Annotated in this window: 20 protein-coding genes; 12 read left to right on the top strand and 8 right to left on the bottom strand. The window is 63.9% G+C overall.

What is annotated here, in order from left to right:
• Positions 1-111 precede the first annotated feature (111 nt).
• The 4 genes from AC1L6K_RS12010 to AC1L6K_RS12025 form a co-directional block, all read right to left on the bottom strand.
• Entirely contained in the window at positions 112-1191 is a 1080-nt protein-coding gene (locus AC1L6K_RS12010) for a glycosyltransferase family 4 protein (protein ID WP_480952756.1), read from the bottom strand.
• A gap of 89 nt (positions 1192-1280) precedes the next feature.
• Complete coding sequence (locus AC1L6K_RS12015; protein ID WP_480952757.1) at positions 1281-2165, bottom strand: alpha/beta fold hydrolase; 885 nt, start codon at positions 2163-2165, stop codon at positions 1281-1283.
• A 128-nt stretch (positions 2166-2293) separates the two neighbouring features.
• Positions 2294-3127 (bottom strand): aldo/keto reductase, encoded by an 834-nt coding sequence (locus tag AC1L6K_RS12020; protein ID WP_480949105.1) that lies wholly within the window; start codon positions 3125-3127, stop codon positions 2294-2296.
• Between the two features lie 60 nt (positions 3128-3187).
• The gene (locus AC1L6K_RS12025; RefSeq protein ID WP_480949106.1) at positions 3188-4126 is read right to left on the bottom strand and encodes a sugar-binding transcriptional regulator; all 939 of its coding nucleotides are present in this window, start codon (positions 4124-4126) and stop codon (positions 3188-3190) included.
• 191 nt (positions 4127-4317) lie between these two features.
• Here AC1L6K_RS12025 and AC1L6K_RS12030 point away from each other — a divergent pair, with 191 nt between their 5' ends.
• The 8 genes from AC1L6K_RS12030 to holA all read left to right on the top strand — a co-directional run bounded on the left by AC1L6K_RS12030 (position 4318) and on the right by holA (position 16612).
• The gene (locus AC1L6K_RS12030; RefSeq protein ID WP_480949107.1) at positions 4318-6093 is read left to right on the top strand and encodes a glycerol-3-phosphate dehydrogenase/oxidase; all 1776 of its coding nucleotides are present in this window, start codon (positions 4318-4320) and stop codon (positions 6091-6093) included.
• A gap of 82 nt (positions 6094-6175) precedes the next feature.
• The gene (locus AC1L6K_RS12035) at positions 6176-6922 is read left to right on the top strand and encodes an MIP/aquaporin family protein (protein WP_480949108.1); all 747 of its coding nucleotides are present in this window, start codon (positions 6176-6178) and stop codon (positions 6920-6922) included.
• 96 nt (positions 6923-7018) lie between these two features.
• The gene (glpK, locus tag AC1L6K_RS12040) at positions 7019-8533 is read left to right on the top strand and encodes a glycerol kinase GlpK (protein WP_480949109.1); all 1515 of its coding nucleotides are present in this window, start codon (positions 7019-7021) and stop codon (positions 8531-8533) included.
• A 340-nt stretch (positions 8534-8873) separates the two neighbouring features.
• On the top strand, positions 8874-11378 hold the full coding sequence (gene leuS / locus AC1L6K_RS12045; protein WP_480952758.1) for a leucine--tRNA ligase: 2505 nt from the start codon (positions 8874-8876) through the stop codon (positions 11376-11378).
• Positions 11379-11485: 107 nt separating this feature from the next.
• Complete coding sequence (locus tag AC1L6K_RS12050) at positions 11486-12796, top strand: DegV family protein (protein ID WP_480949110.1); 1311 nt, start codon at positions 11486-11488, stop codon at positions 12794-12796.
• The gene (locus AC1L6K_RS12055) at positions 12793-13584 is read left to right on the top strand and encodes a ComEA family DNA-binding protein (RefSeq protein ID WP_480949111.1); all 792 of its coding nucleotides are present in this window, start codon (positions 12793-12795) and stop codon (positions 13582-13584) included. The genes AC1L6K_RS12050 and AC1L6K_RS12055 overlap by 4 nt, the downstream gene beginning before the upstream one ends.
• Before the next feature lie 24 nt (positions 13585-13608).
• A complete protein-coding gene (locus AC1L6K_RS12060; RefSeq protein WP_480949112.1) occupies positions 13609-15471 on the top strand; it encodes a ComEC/Rec2 family competence protein in 1863 nt (620 codons plus the stop codon).
• Positions 15472-15604: 133 nt separating this feature from the next.
• Positions 15605-16612 carry a DNA polymerase III subunit delta gene (gene holA, locus AC1L6K_RS12065; RefSeq protein WP_480949113.1) on the top strand — a complete coding sequence of 336 codons (1008 nt, stop codon included), beginning with the start codon at positions 15605-15607 and terminating at the stop codon, positions 16610-16612.
• A 110-nt stretch (positions 16613-16722) separates the two neighbouring features.
• Here the strand turns inward: holA and rpsT are convergent, their stop codons facing one another.
• Both rpsT and AC1L6K_RS12075 read right to left on the bottom strand, forming a co-directional pair.
• Entirely contained in the window at positions 16723-16983 is a 261-nt protein-coding gene (gene rpsT, locus AC1L6K_RS12070) for a 30S ribosomal protein S20 (protein WP_444530212.1), read from the bottom strand.
• 180 nt (positions 16984-17163) lie between these two features.
• Positions 17164-17766 (bottom strand): type II toxin-antitoxin system PemK/MazF family toxin, encoded by a 603-nt coding sequence (locus AC1L6K_RS12075; RefSeq protein WP_480949114.1) that lies wholly within the window; start codon positions 17764-17766, stop codon positions 17164-17166.
• 243 nt (positions 17767-18009) lie between these two features.
• Between AC1L6K_RS12075 and lepA the strand changes: the two genes are divergently transcribed.
• Together lepA and hemW are read left to right on the top strand one after the other, a co-directional pair.
• The gene (gene lepA / locus AC1L6K_RS12080) at positions 18010-19866 is read left to right on the top strand and encodes a translation elongation factor 4 (protein ID WP_480949115.1); all 1857 of its coding nucleotides are present in this window, start codon (positions 18010-18012) and stop codon (positions 19864-19866) included.
• Entirely contained in the window at positions 19863-21092 is a 1230-nt protein-coding gene (gene hemW / locus AC1L6K_RS12085; RefSeq protein ID WP_480949116.1) for a radical SAM family heme chaperone HemW, read from the top strand. Before lepA ends, hemW begins: the two co-directional genes overlap by 4 nt.
• A gap of 100 nt (positions 21093-21192) precedes the next feature.
• Here the strand turns inward: hemW and AC1L6K_RS12090 are convergent, their stop codons facing one another.
• The gene (locus AC1L6K_RS12090) at positions 21193-21585 is read right to left on the bottom strand and encodes a DUF4870 domain-containing protein (RefSeq protein ID WP_480949117.1); all 393 of its coding nucleotides are present in this window, start codon (positions 21583-21585) and stop codon (positions 21193-21195) included.
• 57 nt (positions 21586-21642) lie between these two features.
• The gene (locus tag AC1L6K_RS12095; RefSeq protein WP_480952759.1) at positions 21643-22491 is read right to left on the bottom strand and encodes a DUF3097 domain-containing protein; all 849 of its coding nucleotides are present in this window, start codon (positions 22489-22491) and stop codon (positions 21643-21645) included.
• Between the two features lie 249 nt (positions 22492-22740).
• On the opposite strand from AC1L6K_RS12095, the gene hrcA reads away from it, so the two are divergent.
• Complete coding sequence (gene hrcA / locus AC1L6K_RS12100) at positions 22741-23754, top strand: heat-inducible transcriptional repressor HrcA (protein ID WP_480949118.1); 1014 nt, start codon at positions 22741-22743, stop codon at positions 23752-23754.
• Between the two features lie 34 nt (positions 23755-23788).
• The gene (gene dnaJ, locus AC1L6K_RS12105; protein WP_480949119.1) at positions 23789-24928 is read left to right on the top strand and encodes a molecular chaperone DnaJ; all 1140 of its coding nucleotides are present in this window, start codon (positions 23789-23791) and stop codon (positions 24926-24928) included.
• Positions 24929-24930: the final 2 nt, after the last annotated feature.

Raw genomic sequence — 24930 nt, forward strand, 5'->3', positions numbered from 1 at the left:
GCGCCCCCGACGGAGTGAACACCCCCGAGGGCCAGTCCGGCTCTAGAGCAGGAAGCGCCCCGGCGCAGCGAACAGCTCAGGAGCAGTCAGCGCACCCGGCCCAAAAGCAGCTTAACCGGAGACGGCTTCGGATCCCTCACGGCCTCGCAGTTCGACAACAATCGCCAGTAGTTCCTGTGCCGAGGCATCCCAGCTAAAGGTCCCGGCCTGCTTCACGGAGGCAGCTGAACTTGCAGCCCACTTCGGCTGGTCGGCCAATGACCTCACGGCGGTCGCAAAGGCCGACGGAGAGTCTGCCGGTACATAGTGCGCGGCAGACCCGCCGACCTCGCGGAATATTTCCGTGTCAGCGACAACCACGGGTGTCCCCAGCGCCATGGCCTCGACCAGCGGCAGACCGTAGCCCTCAGCCTTGCTCAAAGTAACAAGGGCTGTGGTGCGCAGGAGCAGCTCGTCGTATTCGGCATCAGTCACGCCGTTGTGGAATACCACCGACGCGCCGGTAGGGACCAGGGATTCAAGCTCCGCACGCCGACCGGGGGTGATCCGACTCAGCAGGTTGAGAGTGAAATCCGGCAGCTCCGCCATACCCCGGATCAGCGTCTCCACATTCTTGTACGGCATGAACGAACCCATGTATGCCAGCGACTTTTCCGGCGCAAGTGAGGGATCACGGGGAGTGCGGTCACCCTGCGGTGCATTGCCGATGATTCGGACCGGCCGTTTGGTGAGCTCGTGCTTGCGCATCAGGGCCAAAGTGGTGTCGCTGATGGTTGCCACCACATTGGCACGGTTCAGTAAAAGCCGCTGGGGCCAATACGCCTTGTGGTACAAACGCCAGAGCACACGGACCGGGGCCGGCAGGAATCCCGGAGGCGCAGGGTGCTCGTAATAAATGAGGTCGTGCAGTGTCAGCACCAAAGGATATTTCCGCCCCCAGCTGCCCATCGTCTGCATGGGGCAAAACACCAGGTCGGCATCCAGCTTGTTCACATGCCGCGCCACGAAGAGTTCCAGCGGTGACAGCGGGGAATTGATCTTCACCCACGGAAGGTCGGGCAGCAGGGCCAGCTGGCGCTCGTCATGGATGAGCATTGTCACGTCCGCATAAGGGGCGACGGCGGCCATGAGGCTTGCGCCGTAACGGCTGATTCCGTCGTGGTGGTCCATGCGGGTAAAGCGCGCGTCCATGACGATCTTGGGCCTGGCCGGGGCACCTGGTTGTGTCGGCGGCTCCGGATTGCTCAAAAATTCTTGGTTGCTCGCGGAGTGGGGCTGGCTCACGGGGCGGGGTGCCTTTCAAGAAAGTGGATGATGGCGGCGGCAGCCGGCTCGGGTGTTTCGTAATGAATCAAGTGGCCGACACTGCTGATGACAACCAGTTCGGCATCCGGGAGCAACTCCACCAGCTTGTGCTGGTTCGGCAGGGTGGCGATTTCATCCTCGGCCCCGGCAATCAGAAGGGTGGGCAGAGTCAGCCGGGTGGCGACCTCCCGCACGGTGCCGCTGACCGAAGCCTGGAAGGATTCAAGCAGCATGTCCCTGTCGGCGAAGCCGCTGAAATACGCATGGTGCTGGCCATGGATGAACTCCAGCAGCTCCTTGTTGCGGGTTTTGGCCATGGTTACGCTCATGATGTGGACAATGAGCTTGCTGCGCAACAGTGCATTGCCCAGTGCTGCTGGAAGTTTCGCTGAGGCCCAGTAATAAAACACCGCGAGTTGGGTCATGATGCCCTTGGGGCCCTCCAGGGCGGGGGCGGCGATGGGGTTCACCAGGATCAGCGGTTGGACCCTGTCTGGTTGGTTTGCCACAAAGTGGCTGGCGACGATTGAGCCGAAGGAATGCCCGAGCAGCACGGTGTCTGGTCCCAGGTCCAGGGCAGCCAAAAAGTCACCCAGGAAGGCGCCGTATCCGGCCACGTCGTGCTTTCCCTGCACGAACGCAGCTGAGGCGCCAAAGCCCGGCAGGTCTGCCATGATGACGCGGAAGCCAGGCAGCAGTTCAACCACGCGTTCCAGCCCATGGTGGTCTCCACGGAAACCATGGACCACCACGATGGTGCGGGCACCGTCGCTGAGACCCGTGCTGGTGCCCGCGGCCCCAGGCTCATTCCGGTGCAGGGCAGCGTACTCCCAGTAGTGCACCGGAGCCCCTGCAACCATGAGGACGTGGGCGCTTTTCCTGTCAGCCAGGTTGTCGGCCAGGGCAGCCTCGATCGGTGCCCCGGACGCCGTCGTGCGTTTCCTTGCTGCCGGGAACTTCAGGGAGGCCGGGAACTTTAGTGCCACGGCTAGTTGACCTCGTTGGGGTGGGAGCCGGAGCGCTGACCCCGGTCCAGGGCGTCGATCCGCGACATCTCGGCCTCGTCAAGGGTGAAGTCGAAGACGGCAAGGTTCGCTGCAATCCGCTGGGGGGAGCTGGCCTTGGGGATCACCAGGTGCCCCGACTGAACATGCCAGCGCAGCACTATCTGCGCCACCGACCGGCCGTGCTGGCCGGCGAGTTCAAGCAGCACCGGATCGTTGAGGATGGCGCCGCGGGCCAACGGACTCCAGGCCTGGGTGGCAATGCCCAGCCCGGCGTGCACGGCGCGCAGCTCGGTCTGGGCGAGCCATGGATGCAGCTCAATCTGGTTCACGGCAGGGACAACTTCGGTCGCGGCAAGGAGTTCATGCAGGTGCGGAGCTTCGAAGTTGCTGACGCCAATCGCCCGCACGCGCCCTTCGTGGTACAGCGTTTCAAGGGCCTTGTAGGTGGGGATGAACAACTCCCGGGCGGGGCAGGGCCAGTGGATCAGGTACATGTCAAGATAGTCGAGCCCGAGCCGCTCCATGCTGGCGTCAAAGGCCGCCAACGTTGCATCGTAGCCCTGGTCGGTGTTCCACACCTTGGAGGTGACAAACAGTTCCCCGCGAGGCGTCCCGGCAGCCACGGCATTGACGATTGCGGTGCCTACGCCCTCCTCGTTGCCGTACAGCGCGGCGGTGTCAACGGTGCGGTAGCCGGAATCCAGCGCCGTGGCGACAAGGTTGGCACAGTCTTCGGACGGAACCTTGTAGACACCGTAGCCAAGCACGTCGATGCCGACACCGTTGTTGAGTGTGTATTTGGGGGAGAGTTGCATACCCACGACTTTACCCATCCGCGGGGCGCAGTGGGCGGTGCCGCGCGGCCGGTCCGGCGCTCAGATCCCGTCCAGGCCGCTCAGGAAACCAAAGATCGGGTCTGTTGCCTGACTGTCCTGCTCAACGAGTTCCCGCGCCGTCGTTTCATCCAGAATCAGGTCCGTGACCAAACCTCCCGCCAGTGCCCCGCGCAGTCCGGAGATCTTCTTGCGCCCCGACACCACGCAGATCCGACGGCGGACCTTGCGCAGGTTGTCAAGGTTGGGACCGCTGGAGCGGTCGTTGAGCACAATGCCGTCGTCGCTCCCGTCCGCGCGGAAGAATACTGTTGCCACGTCGCCGGCCACCCCGCTGGCGTCCAGGGCGTCGAGGTCCGTGGAGTCCAGGTAGCCGCCGGAGTAGACGTGGCTGGGAATTTCAGCGTCCATGGAGCCCACGCCAAAAATGACGATCGTCATGCGTTCCTGCAGGTCGAGGATGCGCCGCACGCTCCGCTCCTGCCACATCAGGGACTTGGTCTCGGCGTGGTCAAAGAACGCCGGAACCGGAAACTGCTCAACCTTGGCGCCATACGCCGTGCCAAAACGGCGAATGATTTCCGAGGCGTAGGTGATGCCGGACGTCTGGGTGTTGCCTGCCCCATTGAGCTGGACAATCGTGGTGCCGTGCGTTGTCTTGCGGGTCAGGTGCCGGCTCACTGTGCTGACAGTTGATCCCCAGGCCACCCCGATCACCGCATTGGAGTCAACGAGGGGGCCGATGGTGCGGGCGGCCTGCATGCTGACCCGCTCGAGCACCTCCACCTCGTTGAGCATGTCCGAGACGGGAACAACATGGACATCCACCTTGTGGCGCTTGCGGATGACGCGTTCAAGCTCGGGGGCCCTGTCGGACGGGGTCTTGATCTGAATTTGGACGAGACCCGTCTCCCTGGCTGATGCCAGCAGCCTGGAAACGGTGGAACGGGACGTGCGAAGCTCACGTGCAATGGCATCCATCGTCTGGTCCTGCAAGTAGTACATTTGTGCAGCGCGGAGCGCATCCTGCTGTTTTGTTGGCTTCGAGGCCATGTGATCTGCGCCCTTTCTGCACGTTCGTGCAGTCATGTTGACTATATTTTCCATTTATTCAAACAATAGTTGGAACAGGCGTTCAACGCGCAACCCAACGGGACTCGAATGAGGTCAAAATGAGAATCCTCGGCAACACTGGCAAGAATCAAGATTCCACTGATCCAAAGCCGGTGGTACGTGCCCAGGTAGAAGCCTTGAAGCTGCGCCCCCATGCCAAGGTCTTGATTATAGGCGGTGGCATCAACGGAGTGGGCACATTCCGCGACCTGGCGCTGCAGGGCGTCGACGTGGCCCTTGTTGAGCGGGGCGACTACTGCCAAGGAGCTTCCGGCGCCTCATCGCACATGATTCACGGCGGCATCCGCTACCTTGAAAACGGCGAGTTCCGGCTGGTCAAGGAATCTGTCATGGAACGCAACGGGTTGCTGAAGATCGCACCCCATTACGTCAAGCCGCTGCAGACCACCATCCCCATCTTCAGCACCTTCTCGGGTATTTTGAGCGCCCCCATGCGCTTCCTCACCCACAAGCAGGGCAAGCCCCAGGAGCGCGGCGCCTTCCTGATCAAGGTTGGCCTGACACTGTACGACGCCTTCTCCCGCGACGGCGGCACAGTGCCCCGCCACGAATTCAAGGGCCGCAAGAAGGCACTTGCAGAGTTGCCGCAGCTGCCCTCGAACCTCAAGTACGCCGCCACCTATTACGATGCCTCGGTGCACAACCCCGAGCGCCTGACCCTGGATGTGCTGCAGGACGGCGAGAAGGCCGGAACGGCCGCTGACGGCACCGAGCACGCCCGCGCCAGCAACTATCTTGCTGTCACGGCAGTGAAGGACGACGGCGTTGAGGTCACCGACCAGCTGACAGGCGAAACGTTCACGTTCACCGCCGACGTCATCGTCAACACCACGGGCGCCTGGGTCGACATGACCAACTCGGCCATGGGTGCCGCATCACGGTTCATGGGCGGCACCAAGGGCTCACACATCGTCCTTGACCACCCCGGTCTGCTGGCCGCCTGCAACGGCCGCGAAATCTTCTTCGAACACACCGACGGCCGGATCGTCCTGATCTACCCCATGGGCGACAGGGTCCTCGTCGGCACCACCGACGTGAACGCTGACATGACCAAGGACGCAGTTTGCACGGACGAGGAGATCGACTACTTCTTCGAGCTCGTAGGCCACGTCTTCCCCAACGTCCTTGTCACCCGCGACGACATTGTGTACAGCTTCTCAGGCGTGCGCCCGCTCCCGCGCCACGATGAAACGGCCCCCGGTTTTGTTTCCCGTGACTACCGCATTGAGCGCGCAGACCGGACCATTGCCGGGGCCAGCGTGCCCGTGCTCAGCCTTGTCGGCGGCAAGTGGACAACGTTCCGGGCCCTGTCGGAGCACATGACCAATGACGTGCTGGCCATTTTGGGCACGGCACGGAAAACCTCGACGGCGAAACTGGCCATCGGCGGCGGCGTGAACTTCCCTGCCACCACCGAAGGCGTCGAAGCCTGGATTGCTTCCCACACCAGCGAATCTGTTGATGTGGCCCGGTCGGGAGTGCTCCTGACCCGCTACGGCACCCGCGCCGAGGCCGTCCTGGCGTTCCTCAAGGAAGGTGAAGACACGGTGTTTGACTCGACCGACGAGCTCAGCGACCGCGAAGTGCTCTTCATGGTGGAGAACGAACAAATTGGTCATCTCATCGATGTCATGATCCGCCGCACTTCCCTGGCTTTCCGGGGACTCGTGACGAGCGAACTGCTGGCCGAAACTGCGGCCGCGCTGGCGGGCCCGCTGGGCTGGGGCCAGGAGAAGGTGGCCGAGGAAATTGGCCACGCCGTTGATATTCTGGCCCGGTTCCACGGTGTCCAGGTGCAAAGCTTGATTGCCTAAACCCCAGGGGGGCAGAGGGGGCTCAAGAGGGGCCAGCCACTGGCTGGCCCTTTAGTGAATAATCGAACAATAGGAGTCAAAGATGTCTCTAGGAATAGTGTTCCTGTCCGAAGTAATGGGAACCATGATGCTAACCCTGTTGGGTTGCGGTGTCGTAGCCAACGTTTCGCTGAAGGGAACCAAAGGCAACGCCGGCGGCTTCCTTCTCGTTAACTGGGGCTGGGGCCTGGCTGTCATGTCCGGTGTGTTTGTCGCCGCGAAGTCAGGTGCGCACCTAAACCCCGCAGTTACTGTGGGTATCCTTTCAAGTGGAGCAGCTGACTATGCTCCGAACGTACCCGTTAGCTTTGCTTCAACGATGACGTATTTTGGTGCGGAAATGATCGGTGCCATCATCGGTGCCGTCGTTTGCTGGCTCGCCTACAAGCAGCACTTTGATGGCGAGCCCGACGCCGCCACGAAGCTGGGCGTCTTCTCCACCGGCCCGGCCATCCGCAGCTACGGCTGGAATGTTGTCACGGAAATCATCGGCACCTTCGTTTTGGTCTTCGTCATCCTCCACTTCGGCAGTGTCACGGCACTTGGCCCGCTTCCGGTCGCTTTGCTCGTTGTCGCCATTGGTGCATCCTTGGGTGGTCCGACAGGCTACGCCATCAACCCGGCACGTGACCTCGGCCCTCGCATCGCCCACGCTTTGCTGCCCATCAAGGGCAAGGGTTCCAGCGACTGGAGCTACTCCTGGGTGCCGGTGGTAGGGCCTTTGGTCGGTGGTGCACTGGGTGGTTTGATGACACTGTGGATGCCTGACCTGCTGGCCGCTGTTGCGTAACTCCCTGCGTAACACCTACGGGTACGTGCCGTTGGCAGTGGCTTGTGCCACGCAACAAATTGTTCTTAATGTGAATCATGAACAAAGGAAACAATGATGTCTCAGTATGTAATTGCCATTGATCAAGGAACCACCAGCAGCCGCGCCATCGTGTTTGACCACGACGGCAACATTGTCTCCACCGGCCAGCTTGAACATGAGCAGATATTCCCCAAGGCAGGCTGGGTTGAACATAACGCAGCCGAAATTTGGAACAACACCCGCGAGGTTATTGGCACCGCGTTGGCCCAGGCCAACCTGACACGCCACGATATTGTCGGTGTCGGCATTACCAACCAGCGCGAAACAGCCGTTGTGTGGGACAAGAACACCGGTGTTCCCGTCTACAACGCGATCGTGTGGCAGGACACCCGCACGCAGGACATCGTTGACGAGCTCGCCGCCGACGGTGGCGTGGAGCGCTTCAAGGCAAAGGTCGGCCTGCCTCTGGCCACGTACTTCTCCGGCACCAAGATCAAGTGGATTTTGGACAATGTCGAAGGTGCCCGTGCAAAGGCCGAGGCCGGGGACCTGCTGTTTGGCAACACCGACAGCTGGGTTACCTGGAACCTGACAGGTGGAACGGACGGCGGCGTGCACATCACCGACGTCACCAACGCTTCCCGCACACTGTTCATGGACCTGGAAACCTTGCAGTGGGATGAGGAAATCCTGGCTGTCTTCGGCGTGCCGCTGTCAATGATGCCTGCCATCAAGTCCTCCTCCGAGGTCTACGGCAACGTGCACGGCAGCCAGCTGCTGCGCGAGGTGCCGGTCGCCGGCATCCTTGGCGACCAGCAGGCAGCGACGTTCGGCCAGGCGGCGTTCAAGACCGGCGAAGCCAAGAACACCTACGGCACCGGCTGCTTCCTGATCTTCAACACGGGCGAGGAAATTGTCCATTCGAAGAACGGGTTGCTCACCACGCTGGGCTTCAAGCTTGGCGACGCCAAGCCGCACTACGCGCTCGAAGGTTCCATCGCCGTCACGGGTTCATTGATCCAGTGGCTGCGAGACAACATCGGGATGATCAAGTCAGCACCCGAAGTTGAGGAGCTGGCCGCGGCCGTCGAGGACAACGGCGGCGTGTACATCGTTCCGGCGTTCTCGGGCTTGTTTGCCCCGTACTGGCGTTCAGATGCCCGCGGCGCCATCGTGGGCCTGACCCGCTTTGTGAACAAGAACCACATTGCCCGGGCAGCCCTTGAAGCGACGGCGTTCCAGACCCGCGAGGTGCTTGACGCCGTCAACGCCGACTCCGGTGTTGACCTGACAGAGCTGAAGGTCGACGGCGGCATGGTCGCCAATGACGCCCTGATGCAGTTTCAGGCCGACATTCTCGGCGTCCCGGTGATCCGTCCCAAGGTCACCGAAACCACCGCCCTCGGTGCAGCCTATGCGGCCGGCCTGGCCGTGGGCTTCTGGAAGGACCTCGGCGAGCTGTCCAGCAACTGGTCCGAGGACAAGCGTTGGGAGCCCAACATGGACCCGGCCGAACGTGACCGCCAGATGCGTCTCTGGAAGAAGGCAGTCACCAAGTCCATGGACTGGGTCGACGAAGACGTGAAGTAACACGGCAACAAAAGCAGCACAGCAGTAAAGCAGCACAGCAAGAAAAAGTGCGACGGCGGGCGGCACCCAACTGGGGCGGCCCGCCGTCGTGCTTAACTGTTCGGCCCGCCGCACCGCGGTGCACAAAGCCTCCCGCCTGCTGGGCCAAGCCGGGCCCGGGGCGCAAGATCATGGCGGCGCGAAGCGTTTTCAAGTGCGGTAAAGTAAGGGTGTGCATAAATTTCTCCGCCTAAGCTAGCCGCAATTACGATTGCGGCCGCCCCTTGCTCTGTCGAGGGGCTTTTGTGTGTAAAGGGCCGGAAGGTGCAAGAAGCCATTGATGAATGAAAAGGCAGGGTACGTGAGCGTGCAGTCCCAGACTGAAGAGAACAGCGAAGAGGGCGTCTACAGTTTCGCCTCGATGGAAGCCAAATGGCCCGCCGTCTGGGATGAGCTGAATGTCTTTGCCCCACTGGACGACGGTTCCAAGGAACGCCGCTACGTCCTTGACATGTTCCCGTACCCCTCGGGTGACCTGCACATGGGCCACGCCGAGGCATTTGCCATGGGCGACGTCGTTTCCCGCTACTGGCGCCAGCTCGGTTACGACGTGCTGCACCCGATCGGCTGGGACTCCTTTGGCCTGCCCGCCGAGAATGCCGCCATCAAGCGCAACGCGCACCCGAGCGAGTGGACCTACGCCAACATCGACACCCAGGCGGAGTCGTTCAAGCGCTACGCCATCTCGGTTGACTGGTCGCGCCGCCTGCAGACCTCCGATCCCGAGTACTACCGGTGGACGCAGTGGCTGTTCAAGCGTTTTTACCAGCGGGGCCTGGCCTACCGCAAGAACTCACCCGTCAACTGGTGCCCCAAGGACCAGACGGTGCTCGCCAATGAGCAGGTCGTCAACGGCGCCTGCGAACGCTGCGGCACCGTTGTCACCAAGAAGTCACTGAACCAGTGGTACTTCAAGATCACCGATTACGCCGACCGCCTGCTCGATGACATGGATGCGCTGAAGGGCCACTGGCCGGACCGCGTGCTGGCCATGCAGAAGAACTGGATCGGCCGCTCCGAGGGCGCCCACGTCACGTTCGTGATCGAGGCCGCCGGCGAGGAGAAGATCCAGCAGGAGCTGACAGTCTTCACCACGCGCCCCGACACCCTGTACGGGGCCACGTTTTTTGTTGTTGCAGCCGACGCCCCGCTGGCCCTTGACCTGGTCACGGCCGAGCATGCCGAGTCGCTGAGCGACTACCGCGAACAGGTCAAGGCACTGAGCGACATTGAGCGCCAGTCGACCGAACGCCCCAAATCGGGCGTGTTCACGGGCCGCTACGCCGTCAACCCGCTGACCGGCGAGAAGCTGCCCGTCTGGGCTGCCGACTACGTCCTGGCCGATTACGGTACCGGCGCCATCATGGCCGTACCCGCCCACGACCAGCGCGACCTTGACTTTGCCAAGGCCTTCGACCTGCCCGTCCGCGCAGTTTTGGACACCGGCATGGAGGACCCCGCCGAAACTGGGATCGCCAGCACCGGCGAGGGCACCCTGATCAACTCCGGCGACCTCAACGGGCTGAGCAAGTCCGAGGGCATCCCGGCAGCGATCGAGATCCTGGAAAAGCTCGGCACGGGCGAGAAGTTCGTCAACTTCCGCCTGCGCGACTGGCTGCTGTCCCGCCAGCGCTTCTGGGGCACACCCATCCCGATCATCCACTGCGCCGACTGCGGCGAAGTGCCTGTGCCGGACGAGCAGCTGCCCGTGCGCCTGCCGGAGAACCTGCGCGGCGAGGACCTCTCTCCCAAGGGCACCTCGCCGCTGGCTGCGGCCGCGGAGTGGGTCAACGTTCCCTGCCCGACGTGTGGTGGCGCCGCCAAGCGCGACACCGACACCATGGACACGTTCGTCGACTCCTCCTGGTATTTCCTGCGTTTCGCCTCGCCCGACTTCACCGAAGGGCCCTTCGACCCGGCCAAGATCAACGACTGGATGCCTGTTGGCCAGTACGTGGGCGGCGTCGAGCACGCCATCCTGCACCTGCTGTACGCCCGCTTCTTCACGAAGGTCATCCACGACATGGGCATGCTTGACGCCACCGAGCCCTTCAGCGCGCTGCTGAACCAGGGCCAGGTGCTCAACGGCGGCAAGGCCATGAGCAAGTCCCTGGGCAACGGTGTTGACCTGGGCGAGCAACTGGACAAGTTCGGGGTCGACGCCGTCCGCCTCACCATGGTCTTCGCCGGACCTCCCGAGGACGACGTCGACTGGGCGGATGTTTCGCCGTCGGGCTCCGCGAAGTTCCTGGCCCGTGCCTGGCGGTTGGCACGTGACGTTGACAGCGAGCCGGGCACAGACCAGGCCACCGGCGACGCCGCCCTGCGGTCGCTGACCCACCGCGCCGTCCACGAGGCCAAGGCCCTGCTGGAAGGGCACAAGTTCAATGTTGTGGTCGCCAAGCTCATGGAGCTCGTCAACGCCACACGCAAGGCCATCGACAGCGGTGCCGGCGGGCAGGATCCCGCCGTGCGTGAGGCCGCCGAGGCCGTCGCCATTGTGCTGAGCCTGTTTGCCCCCTACACGGCCGAGGACATGTGGAACACGCTGGGGCATCCGGCCTCCGTGGCCAACGCAGGCTTCCCCGCCGTCGACGAGGCCCTGCTCGTGCAGCAGACAGTCACCGCCATTGTCCAGATCAAGGGCAAGGTCCGCGACCGTCTTGAGGTCTCACCCGACATCTCCGAGGACGAGTTGCGCGAGCTGGCATTGGCTTCCGAGGCCGTCCGCAAGGCACTTGACGGCGCTGACATCCGCACCATCATCGTGCGTGCGCCTAAACTGGTCAATATCGTTCCAGCCTAGGCAGGAAGCGCCACAGTGTGAAGGTGCCTTCCCCGCCATCGCGGCCGGGAAGGCACTTTTGTGTGGCATGGCAGAGACAGCTCAACAAAATGCAGGGGAGGGGGACGATGACTGAGCCAGCAACGGCCCTGGACTGGCTGCGCCAGCAAGTCCAGCGGCTTCGTCCCAAGCCCGCCGGGGTGGCACCGGCCGCCGCCACCCCGCCCAAGCCTTCAGTCGCCGTCGTCACGGACTCGGCTGCGGCCCTGCCGCCGGAATGGGTGCTTGAATTTGCTGCCCAGGGCCTGCTGACAGTGGTGCCCATGCCAGTCATTATTGGCGACAACGTGTATTCAGATGACGACGCCGAACTCGAGACCCACATTTCGCTGGCCCTGGCGTCGGGACAGTCGGTGAAAACCTCACGGCCGTCCCCCGGCCAATTCGAGCGTGCCTACAAGAATGCCGCTGCAGCAGGCTTTGAGGCTGTGGTGTCGGTGCACATCTCAACGAAGCTTTCAGGCACCTTTGATGCAGCGCAGCTGGGTGCCGAACGCTCCCCAATCCCCGTTCATGTGCTGGATTCGGGGACTGTCGGCATGGGGCAGGGCTGCGGTGTGCAGGCAGCAATTTCGGCAGCTGCCGCGGGTGTCGGGGTGGATGGGGTCATGGCCGCGGCCACCACGGCACTGGCGGCAACGTCCGTCTATTTCTACGTTCCCAGCCTGGAACAGCTCCGCCGCGGCGGTCGCATCAGCATGGCCTCCTCATGGCTGGGGACGGTGTTGGACATCAAGCCCATCCTGGGGATCAGGGACGGTGCCGTGGTTCCGCTGGAGAAGGTGCGGTCTGCGGCGAAGGCCATAGCCCGCTTGGAAGTGCTGGCGGCAGCAGATGTCGCTGTCCGCGGGGCCCAAACCACCCAGATCAGTGTCCACCATTTTGGCAACGAGACCCAGGCAAGGGCGCTAGGCGAGTCCCTGGCTGCACGCTCCCCGGGACTGGCCGCCGAAACCCTGACCAGGCTGCCCGCCGTGCTGGCAGCCCACGCCGGGCTTGGCGTGTTGGTGGTCGTGGTGGCGGACGGCCCCGGTGCTGCGCGGGATCTGCCGGCACTTCCGGGGGCCGCCCCACTGTCAGTTGGGCCGGCGCAGCCGGTTGTTGTCCCGGATGCTGCAGCCCCGAGCGTGACGGTGCAGCGGTGCCGGGCGGTGCCGCAGTGCCACGGAGTGCAGCGGTGCAGGGCAGCGCGGCGAAACAAGTTGCTGCACCACCGGCCGACAGGGCTGGGGCAGTGGTGGTGCCGGTGGTGCGGCCGCATCGGAAACCTCGTCATGGGCGCGTGGTTCCTCCACAGGCCCGGCCGGAAAAGTAGTTCTCCACAGAACGCACAAAAGTCCGATTCGCCGGCCCTTATCCCGCCTACCGTTGTTGCATGAGCAGTGCTGGCGACGACCTTGACTGGCCACCTCCCGGGCATGGGGCAGCTTCCCGGGGCGGTGGACTCCCGCACGGCCGGGGACCCAGGTGGGTCGTTTCGCTGCGTGCACTTGTCGTGGTGCTGGCCATGATGGCGGCAGCACTGGGGATGCTGTGGATCGAGTCAGCCGGAGTGCAGGGCGCCTCCGCCCAATTGGCCACCGGTTCCGCGGGAAAAGTGTCTGTGCCTCCGTTGGCCGGCAGCCTACCGGGAAGCGGCCCGGGAAGCGCCCCGCCTGCGACTTCCGGGACGCAGGACGGGGCCGGGAATCAGGAGGGGAAAATCGTGGTGCACGTTGTCGGGGCCGTCAAAAGCCCCGGGGTGTTCACGCTGGACCCGGGCAGCCGCGTATTCCAGGCGGTGGACGCTGCCGGCGGGGCCCTGCCCGAGGCCGAATTGGCCGCGCTGAACCTGGCTGCCCCATTGACTGACGGACTGAAAATCCTGGTGCCCACCAAGGAGCAGGCAGCCGCCATGCCTGCCACTGCGGGGGCCGGACAACTCCCGGAACAGCAGGCGGTGGCGCCGGGCGGCGCAGGAACCGGGCTGCAAGGGCTCACTAACATCAACACGGCCACGGCTGCGGAGCTTGACGCACTGCCCGGCATCGGTCCCGTGCTGGCCGAACGAATCGTGGACTGGCGCACCGACCACGGGCCCTACGCCTCTGTCGATGCCTTGGACGCAGTGTCCGGCATTGGCGCCAAATTGATGGCAGGCATTCGAGACCTCGTGACAGTCTCGTGAGGCGACCGCCGTGAGACGTCAGCCATGAGGTTTCAGGAGCCCCGGTGGGCGCGCTTCGCCAAGGCTGCCGTGCAGGAAATGGTGCCCGCTCCGGCCATGAGCCGACGCGAGCGCCTGCGCCGGCAGGCCGGGGATGTGCGTCGGCGGCTGGCCGCGGCCGATGCGGAGCAGGCCGACACGGAGGTGCACCACCGTGCGGATGTCAGGCTGTTGCCTGCCGTGGCGGCCGCATGGTCGACGGCGGCCGTTGCCATCTCGCTGCCCGGGACCATGGCACTGGAATGGGCGCTGATCCTCGGCGGGGGCATGCTGGGCTGCACTGGCGGCCTCTGGCTGTGGCGACGGGGCAGTGGGCGCGGCCGACGGTTGGGAGAGCGCCGGCGGGGCGGGCGCCGTCGTGCGCACAGGCCGGCTGCACAACCGCCGATTCCCACCAGCAAGGCCACTGTGCTGCTTGCAGCCTGCTGTGTCGTCGCAGTGTTGTTGGCCGTGGGATTGCGGGCCTGGAGTTCGGCAACGTCACCACTTGAGCAGGCTGTGGCGGAGGGCGGGGACCTGAACCTGACCCTTGAGGTGGGCACCGTGCCGAGACTGCTGGGCTCAGGCAACGGCCCGCCGAGAGTTGCCCTTGACGCGTTCGTTGTTCTGGCCACGGCCAAGGGGCGCACGCTCACGGGAAGGATGCCCATACGCGTGGTGGCAGCAACTGCGTGGGCCGGGTTGCAGTTGGGGGACAGGGTGGCAACTGCCGGCACGATAGCCCCCGCCCTGCCACGGGAAAACGTGTCGGGAATCCTGCACCCCACAACGGCGCCCCTGACAGTAACGGCGGCCAAGGGCGGGCCACAGGCAGCCGTCAGCGCCATCCGGAGTGCCTGGCATGCAGCCGTTCAACAGGTTTGGGCCACGCGTTCGCGGGATGCGGCCGGTCTCCTCCCGGGCATGGTCATGGGGGACCGCAGCGGCATGGACGGCTCGCTCGGTGACGCCATGAAAACTGTGGGTCTGACACACCTGACAGCTGTCAGCGGGGCAAATTGCACGCTCGTGCTCGCGTCCCTCATGCTGGCCCTGCGTACATTGCGCACCCCGCGGCTTGCGGCTGTCGCGGTGTCAGGCTCGGGACTGCTCGGATTTGTCGTGTTGGTGGGACCCGACCCCAGCGTGCTGCGGGCAGCCCTCATGGGGGCGATTGGGGCCATGGCCATCGTGGGCGGCCGGCCCAAACGGGTGGGTGCCATGCTGTCGGTGAGCATTGTGGTGCTGCTCCTGGCCGATCCCTGGCTCGCGGTCGACTACGCCTTCATACTTTCGGTGTTGGCCACCTTGGGGCTGCACCTGGTCGGCCGGCGCTGCGTGAGATGGCTGTCAGTTCTATTGCCGTTGTGGTTGGCGCAGGCGGTGGCCATTCCGTTGGCAGCGCAATTGTTCTGTGCCCCCGTCATCGTCCTGCTGCAGGCGCGGCTCACCCCCTACACAATTCCGGCCAACATGATCGCTGCCCCGGTTGTGGCAGTTGTGACCACCGTGGGCACCTTTGGCATGGTGGCCGCTGCCGCAGTGCCGCCCATTGGCATCCTATGCGCAGCCGTCAGCGGCGCAGGCGCATGGTGGGTGGCTGTAGTTGCACGGTTCATGTCGGCACTGCCGGCAGCGAGCCTGCCCTGGCCGGAAGGGACCCAGGGCGTGATTCTCATGGCCCTGCTCAACGCCGTTGTGCTGGCAGGGCTGATCGCCGTGGTTGAGAAGCAGCGGCTTGCCGCAATCCTCGCCCGCCTGCGCGGTCACCTTCCGGCGTCCTGGCGCAGGCGCTTTGGCTTTGCGACACTGGTGGCCTTCGCCGCTGCGGCGACCATGTGGTGGATGGCTGCGGTGTTGCAGCTGTGACAGACATTCGTGCGGCAGGACCCCCGTCCGCAGCCCCGCCTGCGCCGTCGGGCCGCGATGCCGCCGGGTTGGGAATAGGCGGCCGTGGTGGCACAGTAGATGCTGTGAACATTGCATGGACAGGAACGCGCCCGTGAGCCCGGCGCCCAGAACTTCCCAGCGACCCTCTGGCGGCACTGATTGGCGGGACGTGCCGCTCGCGCCGGTGCTGCTCCTCATTGGCCCCGAAGACTTTATTTCCAGCCGTGCCCTGGACGACGTCCGCAGGAAGCTGCGGGCCCGGGACGCCGAACTGGAACTGACCACACTTGATGCCGGCCACTACACGGCAGGCCAGCTGGGCATGGTCGCCAGCCCTTCCCTGTTCAGTGAACCCAAGCTGATCGAGGCTGGGTCCCTGGCCACCATGACCGACGACTTCCTGCAGGATGCCCTGGCCTACATCAAGGATCCTGCCCCCGACGTCACGCTCGTGCTCATCCATGCCGGCGGCACCCGCGGGAAAAAGCTGTTGGATGCCTTGAAAGCCTTGGGCGTGCCCCGGGTTGAATGCCTGCCCCTGAAGAAGGACGCCGAAAAGGTCCAGTTTGTCAGCGCCGAGTTTTCGCTGGCCAAACGGCGGATTGACGCCCAAGCCGTCCGGGCGCTGGTTGCCGCCGTGGGGGCAAGCCTGTCGGAGCTGGCTGCCGCCTGTTCCCAGCTGGTTGCCGACACAACAGGCATGGTCAGCACCGACGACGTCGACAAATACTACGGCGGAAGGGTGGAGGCCACGGCGTTCCGCGTGGCTGATGCAGCACTTGCCGGCAATGCGCCGGTGGCCCTCTCCACGCTCAGGCACGCCCTGGCGACGGGCGTGGATCCGGTTCCGCTCGTGGGGGCCCTGGCCATGAAGGTGCGCCAGGTGGCCAAGGTGTTTTCCCTGCGAGGCAGTTCGGCCCAATTGGCCAGGGACCTTGGCATGTCCCCGTGGCAGGTGGATTCTGCCCGCCGCGATGCCGGGCATTGGACCGGACCGGCACTTGTCACTGCCATCAAGGTGCTGGCCGAGACCGACGCCCAAGTCAAGGGCGAGGCGAAAGACCCGGTGTACGCGGTGGAGCACGCCGTGACAGTGATCGCCACCGCCGCCAGGCACTGAGCCAGGCGGCGGCGCAGCCTCGATGTGGCAGCTAACCCCCGCTTAACCACGAAGGGCCCCCACCACGCGGTGGGGGCCCTTCGTTGAGTTGCGAAGCAGATCAGCTTCCCTTAGAGGGCGTTAACCTTCTTGGAGATGGCCGACTTGCGGTTGGCAGCATTGTTGGCGTGCAGGACGCCCTTGCTGACAGCCTTGTCCAGCTTGCGGCCGGCATTCACCAATGCGGCAGCAGCTGCATCCTTGTCGCCTGCGGCCACTGCCGTGTTTACTGCACGAACAGCGGTCTTGACGCCTGAACGAACGGCGAGGTTGCGCACGCGCGACTTCTCGTTGGTAAGGATGCGCTTCTTCTGGGACTTGATATTAGCCACGTTGTATAACTCTCTTTTGATACGTAAATTCGGTCGTAGAGGGCGTAGCTTGACCGTTGACAGCGGCGTGGGGATGCTCGAATTATGGTGAACGTCAGGCCAAGCTGTTGTGTCCGCCGACCTGCACGAACACACACAATCATCAACTCTAACAGACCGGGGCGCTGCCGGCCCCGCAGCTTACTTCCAGCCGTGGCGCTTTCGCAGTCCGTCGGCCACCACTGCGAACCGCTGGCCGTCCAGCACTGCGCCCTCACGGCGCATGTCGGCGGGGGAGACCTGCAGGATCCTGTCCAATTTCACTTCGCTTGGCCGGCCCTGCTTGTCCCAAGCCCCGGTGCCAATGTCAATGTAGTCATTGTCGCCGCGACTGTCGCCGTTGTGGTCCTTGCTGGTCAGCATCAAGGCCAGCAGCCGCTTTCCGGATCGACCGACAACCAGCACCGGCCTGTCCTTGCCCTGGCTGTAGTCCTCCTCGTACGGCACCCAGGTCCACACGATCTCCCCGGGGTCGGCGTCGCCGTCGGGCTTGGGCGCGTAAGTGACAGTTGAGGTGCCGGTGAAGTCTCCCGGGTACGGTGAGCTCAGACCGGTGAAAGTGCCGTTCGACGGCGCGGGCGCACCCGGGCGCGCGGCGGGCCGTCCGGCGGGCTTGGCGCCGGAACCGCGGTTGGGAGCGCTTCGTTGCGGCGAGTTTCTTGAAGATCCTGACTTGCCGGGTTTTAAAAGTGTGTCGGCGAGCGAGCGAAGGAGGCGGAAAATAAGGTCGGATGTGGAAGACATGGTTTCCACAGTAGCGACATCGGGCGCTCCGATCGCCAACGACGTGGGCATGTTTGGCCGGCCGCTTGGATAAGTCCTGCTGAAGTGGCGGCTTGGCGGGGCCCGCCGGTTCTGTACCCGGCCCCTATTCGTGGGAGACTTGAAGGCAATGAGTGTCCGGCATGCAGCGCGCCGGCACAACCTCCTGCACGGTTCGGTGAATCCACCGTTATCCCTGCGCCCATGCAACAGTAAGGAACCCTAGTGTCACCCATGGCCCGCACTGCCCCGGTGCCCGCCGCGACCGATCCGGCGATCATCAGGAACTTCTGCATCATCGCGCACATTGACCACGGTAAATCAACCCTGGCCGATCGGATGCTCCAGCTCACCGGAGTGGTTCAGCAGCGTGACATGAAGGCGCAATATCTTGACCGCATGGATATCGAGCGTGAACGCGGCATCACCATCAAGTCCCAGGCTGTGCGCATCCCGTGGGAAGTTGACGGCACCTCATACTGCCTGAACATGATCGACACCCCCGGCCACGTTGACTTCACCTACGAGGTCTCGCGTTCACTGGCCGCGTGCGAGGGCGCCATCCTACTGGTGGACGCCGCCCAGGGCATCGAAGCCCAGACCCTGGCAAACCTGTACCTGGCCATGGAGAACAACCTCACCATCATCCCGGTGCTGAACAAGATCGACCTGCCTGCCGCGCAGCCGGAAAAATATGCGCTGGAGCTGGCCAACCTGATTGGCGGCAAGCCCGAAGACGTCCTGATGGTTTCCGGCAAGACCGGCGTCGGCGTTGAAGAGCTGCTGGACTTGATCGTCCGGGACCTGCCTGCCCCCGTGGGCGATCCCGACGCTCCGGCCCGCGCCATGATTTTCGACTCCGTCTACGACACCTACCGCGGTGTTGTCACCTACGTCCGTGTCATCGACGGCAGTCTCAGCCCGCGTGAGAAGATCCAGATGATGTCCACCCGGGCAACCCACGAACTCCTGGAGATCGGTGTCAGCTCACCGGAGCCCAAACCCTCCAAGGGCTTGGGCGTTGGCGAGGTGGGGTATCTGATCACGGGTGTGAAGGACGTGCGCCTGTCCAAGGTTGGCGACACCGTCACCACGTTCAACAAGCCGGCGACCGAATCGCTGCCCGGCTACCAAGACGCCAAGCCCATGGTGTTCTCGGGCCTGTACCCGATGGACGGCACCGATTACCCGGTGCTGCGTGATGCCCTCGAAAAGCTCATGCTCAACGATGCCGCGCTCATCTACGAGCCTGAAACCTCCGCAGCCCTTGGCTTTGGCTTCCGTGTCGGCTTCCTCGGGTTGCTGCACCTTGAAATCACGCGTGAGCGCCTGGAGCGCGAACACAACCTTGATTTGATCTCCACCGCCCCCAACGTGGAGTACGAGGTCACCCTTGAAGACAAAAAGACTGTCCACGTAACCAACCCCAGCGAGTACCCCTCGGGCAAGATCGCCGAGGTGCGCGAGCCCATGGTTGCGGCCACCATCCTTGCCCCGACGGAGTTTGTCGGCGCCATCATGGAGCTGTGCCAGACCCGCCGTGGCATTCTCGGCGGCATGGACTATCTCTCCGAGGACCGGGTGGAGATCCGTTACCGCCTGCCGCTGGCAGAGATCGTCTTTGACTTCTTCGACATCCTGAAGTCCAAGACCCGTGGTTACGGTTCGCTGGACTGGAAGGCCGACGGCGACCAGGTCGCCGACCTGGTCAAGGTCGACATCCTGCTCCAGGGTGAGCAGGTTGATGCGTTCTCTGCCATCACACACCGCGACAAGGCCTACGCCTACGGTGTCATGATGACAGGCAAGCTGCGCGAGCTCATCCCGCGCCAACAGTTTGAGGTGCCCATCCAGGCCGCCATCGGTGCACGCATCATTGCCCGTGAGAGCATTCGTGCCATCCGCAAGGACGTTTTGGCCAAGTGCTACGGCGGTGACATCTCCCGCAAGCGCAAGCTGCTGGAGAAGCAGAAGGAAGGCAAGAAGCGCATGAAGATGGTGGGCCGCGTCGAGGTCCCCCAGGAAGCGTTCATCGCCGCCTTGACCACCGCTGAAGCACCAAAGGACAAGTCAAAGAAGTGACCCCGAGCGTTCTGCCCTTCGGCGACCCGGCCCCGGCCGACGGCATCCTGCCCGCGCAGGCTGCCGTCGGTGCGGCCGGGCGAAAATTCAGCCTGTACGCGCACATCCCGTTCTGTGCCGTGCGCTGCGGCTACTGCGACTTCAACACCTACACTGCCACCGAGCTTGGTGGCGGCGCCTCCCAGGACGCCTATGCGGCCACGGCGGTTCGTGAGGTGGAGTTTGCCGCCGGTGCCATCGCCGCATCCGGGTTGCCGCCGCGCAAGCTGAGCACGGTGTTCTTTGGCGGCGGCACCCCAACCCTTTTGCCTGCCGGCGACCTCACCCGCATCCTGGGTGCCGCCGTCGACCAATGGGGACTTGAGGACGGCGCCGAGGTCACCACGGAAGCCAACCCCGACTCGGTCACGAGGGAATCCCTGCAGGAATTGTTCGACGGCGGATTCACCCGCGTGTCGTTTGGCATGCAGTCCGCTGTGCCGCACGTCCTTAAGGTGCTGGACCGCACCCACAACCCCGAGAAGGTGCCGCAGGCCGTTGCCTGGGCGCGTGAGATTGGGCTGCGGGTGAGTGTGGACCTGATCTACGGCACGCCGGGGGAGTCAATCGCGGACTGGGAAACGTCGGTGCGGGCGGCCCTGAGCTACCAGCCCGACCACATCTCCGCATACTCGCTCATCGTGGAAGACGGCACCAAGCTGGCGGCCCAGATTCGCCGCGGCCAGGTGCCCAACATCGACGACGACGATCACGCTGTCAAGTACGAGCTTGCCGACGCCCTCTTCCAGGAGGCGGGCCTGTCCTGGTATGAGGTCAGCAACTGGTCGCGCACCCCCGAGGATGCCTGCCAGCACAATCTGGCTTATTGGCGCGGAGACGACTGGTGGGGGCTCGGCCCCGGTGCGCACTCGCACATGGGCGGTGTGCGCTGGTGGAACGTCAAGCACCCCACCGCCTACGCGAACCGGCTGGACAAGGGCGAATCGCCGGCAGCCGGACGGGAAACCCTGGACGCCGACACACGCGAAATGGAACGCATCATGTTGATGTCGAGGCTCTCAGAGGGACTGGCCACGAACACGCTGTCACCGGGCGGCCGAAAGGCTGTTGCCGGGCTCATCGCCCAGGAACTCGTTGACCCGCTCAAGGCCTTCGCCGGGACACTCGTCCTCACGCTGAAGGGCCGGCTCCTGGGCGACGCAGTAACCCGCGCCCTCCTGGATTAACAAAAACTGACCCGCGGTTGTGGTTGTGAAACCGGCGAAATCATGCCGATTGACAACCAGAACTGCGGGTCAGATTGTGCCTGAGTTATTTGTGCCTGAGTTACTTGAGCAGGCGCAGGTTCCAGGCGTAACGGTACGGTTGGCCCTTGTTGACCTGCACCGCGGCGATGACCGAGAAAACTGTCAGCACGGCCCATATCAGCAGTGCCAGCATTGAGCAGGTTGTCGCCATTGACGGGCTGAAGAACGAAAATACCAGGGCTAAAACGTTCAGGAGCACGGCGGCAATTGTCGGCGGCAGCGTGAAGTTCAGCGCTTCAAGTGATTCCTGGGCAGTAAACCTGCCCCGGGGGCCAAGCACCTTATTGATCAGCAGGGACGGAACACAGCCAAGGATGCCGCCGCAATGGGCGATAAAGGCCCACTGCCTCTCTTCTGACGGGGTGAGCGGCAGCTGGGGGGCACCAGATTTTTGGTTTACCGGTTGACTCACAATGACGGGCCTTTCAACAAGCGAAACTGCGGGTCCGGAAGAAAACCGGCCTCTGCACTAGGATACCGGTGCCGTGAGGAAATCGATGACCTCTTCGACACGCCCCAGCAGTGACGGTTCCAGATCCGCATAGGAATTGACCCTGGACAGCAACCGCTGCCAGCCAATCCCAACGTCTTCGGCCGTCGTGTGGGGCCAGCCGAAGGCCTTGAGGATGCCGAGCTTCCACTCCATGGATCGCGGGATAACAGGCCATGCAGGGATGCCCAACGTGGCAGGCTTGATGGCCTGCCACACGTCAACGTAGGGGTGTCCCACCACCAGGACATTCTTGTGCATGCCCGGGGCTTTCATGAGATTGGCCACAATCCGTGTTTCCTTCGAGCCGGGCACCAGATGGTCAACCAAAATGCCCAGTCGGCGGTTGGGCCCGGGGGAGAAGTCGGCCACCGCGGCGGCCAGGTCGTCAATGCCGCGCAAGGGCTCAACCACTATCCCTTCCACCCGCAGGTCGTCTCCCCAGACCTTCTCGACCAGTTCGGCGTCGTGCTTCCCCTCAACCCAAATGCGGCTGGCCTTGGCCACCCTGGCCCGGGTGTCGGCCACCTTGACGGATCCGGATGCGGTGCGCAGCTTTTCCTTGGGGGCGCTGTGCACGGGTGCCACAAGCTCGACGGGCTCGCCTTCCAGCAGGAAGCCAAAGCCGAGGGGGAAAGCCCGGATTTTCTCGCGCCTGTCGGCAAGTTCTACAATGTGCATGCCGCCGGACTTCTCCAAACGGACCACCGCCCCCACCCACCCGGACTGGACGTCCTCCACAACCAGCCCGGGGCGGGCGTCAACCTTGCGCAGGGTGCGCGGGGGCGGTGCACTGAGATCTTGGGGTCCCCATTGGTTGTAGTGCACGTAAAAAACCTGACTCTTGGCGTTCGAGGCAACGCTCATGGCGAACGCTGCGGGGTGAAAACCCATGCTAGCCGGTGCCAGTGCGCCCGCGGGTGCATTGTTGGCGTTTGCGGCCATGGGTGGGTCGGTGAAAAGGTATTAGACTTAGCAGTTGGTTGGGTAGAGTGCCAATGCGGGCTTTGTCTGCCCCATTGCAGCAACAGCTGCAGCAATTACAGGATCAGTGCCAGAGAACAGGAGGTGCCGGGCATGAGTGAACCACGCAAGTTGGAGGTTCTGCGGGCCATTGTTGAAGACTATGTGCATACGCGCGAGCCCGTCGGTTCCAAGGCTTTGGTTGACAGGCACCACCTTGGCGTTTCCAGTGCCACCATCCGCAACGACATGGCCGCCCTTGAGGAAGAGGGGTTGATCACAGCCCCGCACACCAGCTCGGGCCGCATCCCCACAGACAAGGGTTACCGGCTCTTCGTCGACCAGCTGTCCTCGGTGAAGCCGCTCTCGGCCGCCGAACGCCGCGCGATCTCGGTCCTGCTCGAGGGCTCCACCGACCTTGACGACGTGCTGGAACGCACCGTGCGGGCACTGGCGCAGCTGACCAACCAGGTCGCCGTCGTGCAGTACCCCAGATCCACGGCCGCCACTGTGCGCCACATTGAGTTTGTGTCCCTGACCGGGCACCAGGTGCTGGTTGTGTTGATTCTGGCCTCCGGCAAGGTGGAGCAAAACGTGATCGACGTCGGGGTTTCCCTCGACGATGCCGCGCTGGCGGGGCTTCGCCGGGTATTCCTGGCCGGGCTGCACGGGGTGGCCGTCGCGGGTCTGGCTGCCGCCGCCGCCAGGATTCCGCCGGGCGTGCCGCACGCCGACCAGGGCCCGGCGGGGCGGCTCGCCCAGGGGCTGGCGATGTTGGCCCGCAGTGCCCGCGAAGACAGGATCGTGATGGCCGGCACGGCCAACCTGGCCCGGTCCAACAATGATTTTCCGCTCAGTATCGGCCCTGTCCTTGACGCGCTTGAGGAACAGGTTGTGCTGCTGCGGCTGCTTGAGGCAATGGCACAGGATTCCTTGGGGATGGCAGTGGTCATAGGCCGCGAAAACCCCCACGATTCCCTTGCCGAGGCATCCGTTGTGGCGAGCAGCTACGGCCCCGGTGAAACCGCCAAACTCGGTGTAGTCGGGCCGACACGGATGGACTACCCCAACACCATGTCCAGCGTACGCGCAGTGGCACAATATCTATCTAGAATTCTGGCCGGTTAAGCGGCCACCGTTTCCACGTAAAGAGAGCAACATTTTGAGTAATCACTACGATGCATTGGGTGTCGCCCGCGACGCGACAGCCGAGGAAATCAAGAAGGCCTACCGCAAGCTTGCCCGCAAGCTTCATCCGGACGTCAACGACGCCCCGGATTCACAGGACCGCTTCAAGGCTGTCACCCATGCCTACGAGGTTCTCTCCGACCCGCAAAAGCGGCGCGTCTACGACACCACTGGCAATGAAAACGGCAACGACAACGGCGCCGGCAACTTTGGCGGTGGCGGCGAGGGCTTTGCGTTCCAGGACATCTTCGAGACGTTCTTTGGCGGCGGCGGGGGCGGTGGCGGCGGACGAGGTCCGGCGTCGCGCACGCGGCGCGGCCAGGACGCCCTCATCACCGTCCGTGTGGAACTGCGTGAGGCAGTCTTTGGCGTGAACAAAAAGCTTGAAATCGACACCGCCATCACGTGCCCCACCTGCGACGGCAGCTGCTGCCGCAAGGGCACGGCGCCCACCACCTGCGACGTTTGCCACGGAAGCGGCCAGATCCAGCGCCCCATGCGCTCCATCCTGGGAAATGTCATGACGCTGGCAACCTGCAACTCCTGCCAGGGCTTTGGCACCATGATCCTTGACCCCTGCAACGAGTGCATGGGGGAAGGGCGCATCCGCGACCGCCGCGCGTTCACCATCAAGGTCCCTGCCGGCGTCAGCACGGGGACCCGGATCCAGCTGGGCGCCCAGGGCGAGGCCGGCCCCGCCGGTGGGCCCGCCGGTGACCTGTACGTGGAGATGAAGGTCAACAATGACCCCGCCTTCATGCGTGAGGGCGATGACCTGCACGCAACACTCAGTGTCCCCATGACGGCTGCGGCACTGGGCACCGAGCTCACTTTTGAGACGTTCGACGGCGAGCAGCCGATCAGCATCAAGCCGGGCGCCCAAGCCGGGGAAGTCATCAATCTGCGCGGCCTCGGGGTCACCCACCTGCGCGGCTTCGGACGAGGGGACTTGAAGGTCCACGTCCACGTAGAAACGCCCACCAAGCCCGACGCCGCCCAGGAAGAGCTGCTGAAGCAGCTGGCGGCCCTGCGCGGCGAGACGTACAGTGAAGGCAAGCTCGTCACCAGCGGCGGCATGTTCGCCAAGCTGCGTGACAAGTTCGGCAGCCTCTAAGC

The sequence above is a fragment of the Specibacter sp. BI4 genome (assembly GCF_056680095.1).

Coding starts and splice junctions, on each gene's coding strand:
- AC1L6K_RS12010 (WP_480952756.1), bottom strand. CDS start 1,191: ATGGACGCGCGCTTTACCCGCATGGACCACCACGACGGAATCAGCCGT.
- AC1L6K_RS12015 (WP_480952757.1), bottom strand. CDS start 2,165: ATGGTTGCAGGGGCTCCGGTGCACTACTGGGAGTACGCTGCCCTGCAC.
- AC1L6K_RS12020 (WP_480949105.1), bottom strand. CDS start 3,127: ATGCAACTCTCCCCCAAATACACACTCAACAACGGTGTCGGCATCGAC.
- AC1L6K_RS12025 (WP_480949106.1), bottom strand. CDS start 4,126: ATGGATGCCATTGCACGTGAGCTTCGCACGTCCCGTTCCACCGTTTCC.
- AC1L6K_RS12030 (WP_480949107.1), top strand. CDS start 4,318: ATGAGAATCCTCGGCAACACTGGCAAGAATCAAGATTCCACTGATCCA.
- AC1L6K_RS12035 (WP_480949108.1), top strand. CDS start 6,176: ATGTCTCTAGGAATAGTGTTCCTGTCCGAAGTAATGGGAACCATGATG.
- glpK (WP_480949109.1), top strand. CDS start 7,019: ATGTCTCAGTATGTAATTGCCATTGATCAAGGAACCACCAGCAGCCGC.
- AC1L6K_RS12050 (WP_480949110.1), top strand. CDS start 11,486: ATGACTGAGCCAGCAACGGCCCTGGACTGGCTGCGCCAGCAAGTCCAG.
- AC1L6K_RS12055 (WP_480949111.1), top strand. CDS start 12,793: ATGAGCAGTGCTGGCGACGACCTTGACTGGCCACCTCCCGGGCATGGG.
- AC1L6K_RS12060 (WP_480949112.1), top strand. CDS start 13,609: ATGAGGTTTCAGGAGCCCCGGTGGGCGCGCTTCGCCAAGGCTGCCGTG.
- AC1L6K_RS12075 (WP_480949114.1), bottom strand. CDS start 17,766: ATGTCTTCCACATCCGACCTTATTTTCCGCCTCCTTCGCTCGCTCGCC.
- hrcA (WP_480949118.1), top strand. CDS start 22,741: ATGAGTGAACCACGCAAGTTGGAGGTTCTGCGGGCCATTGTTGAAGAC.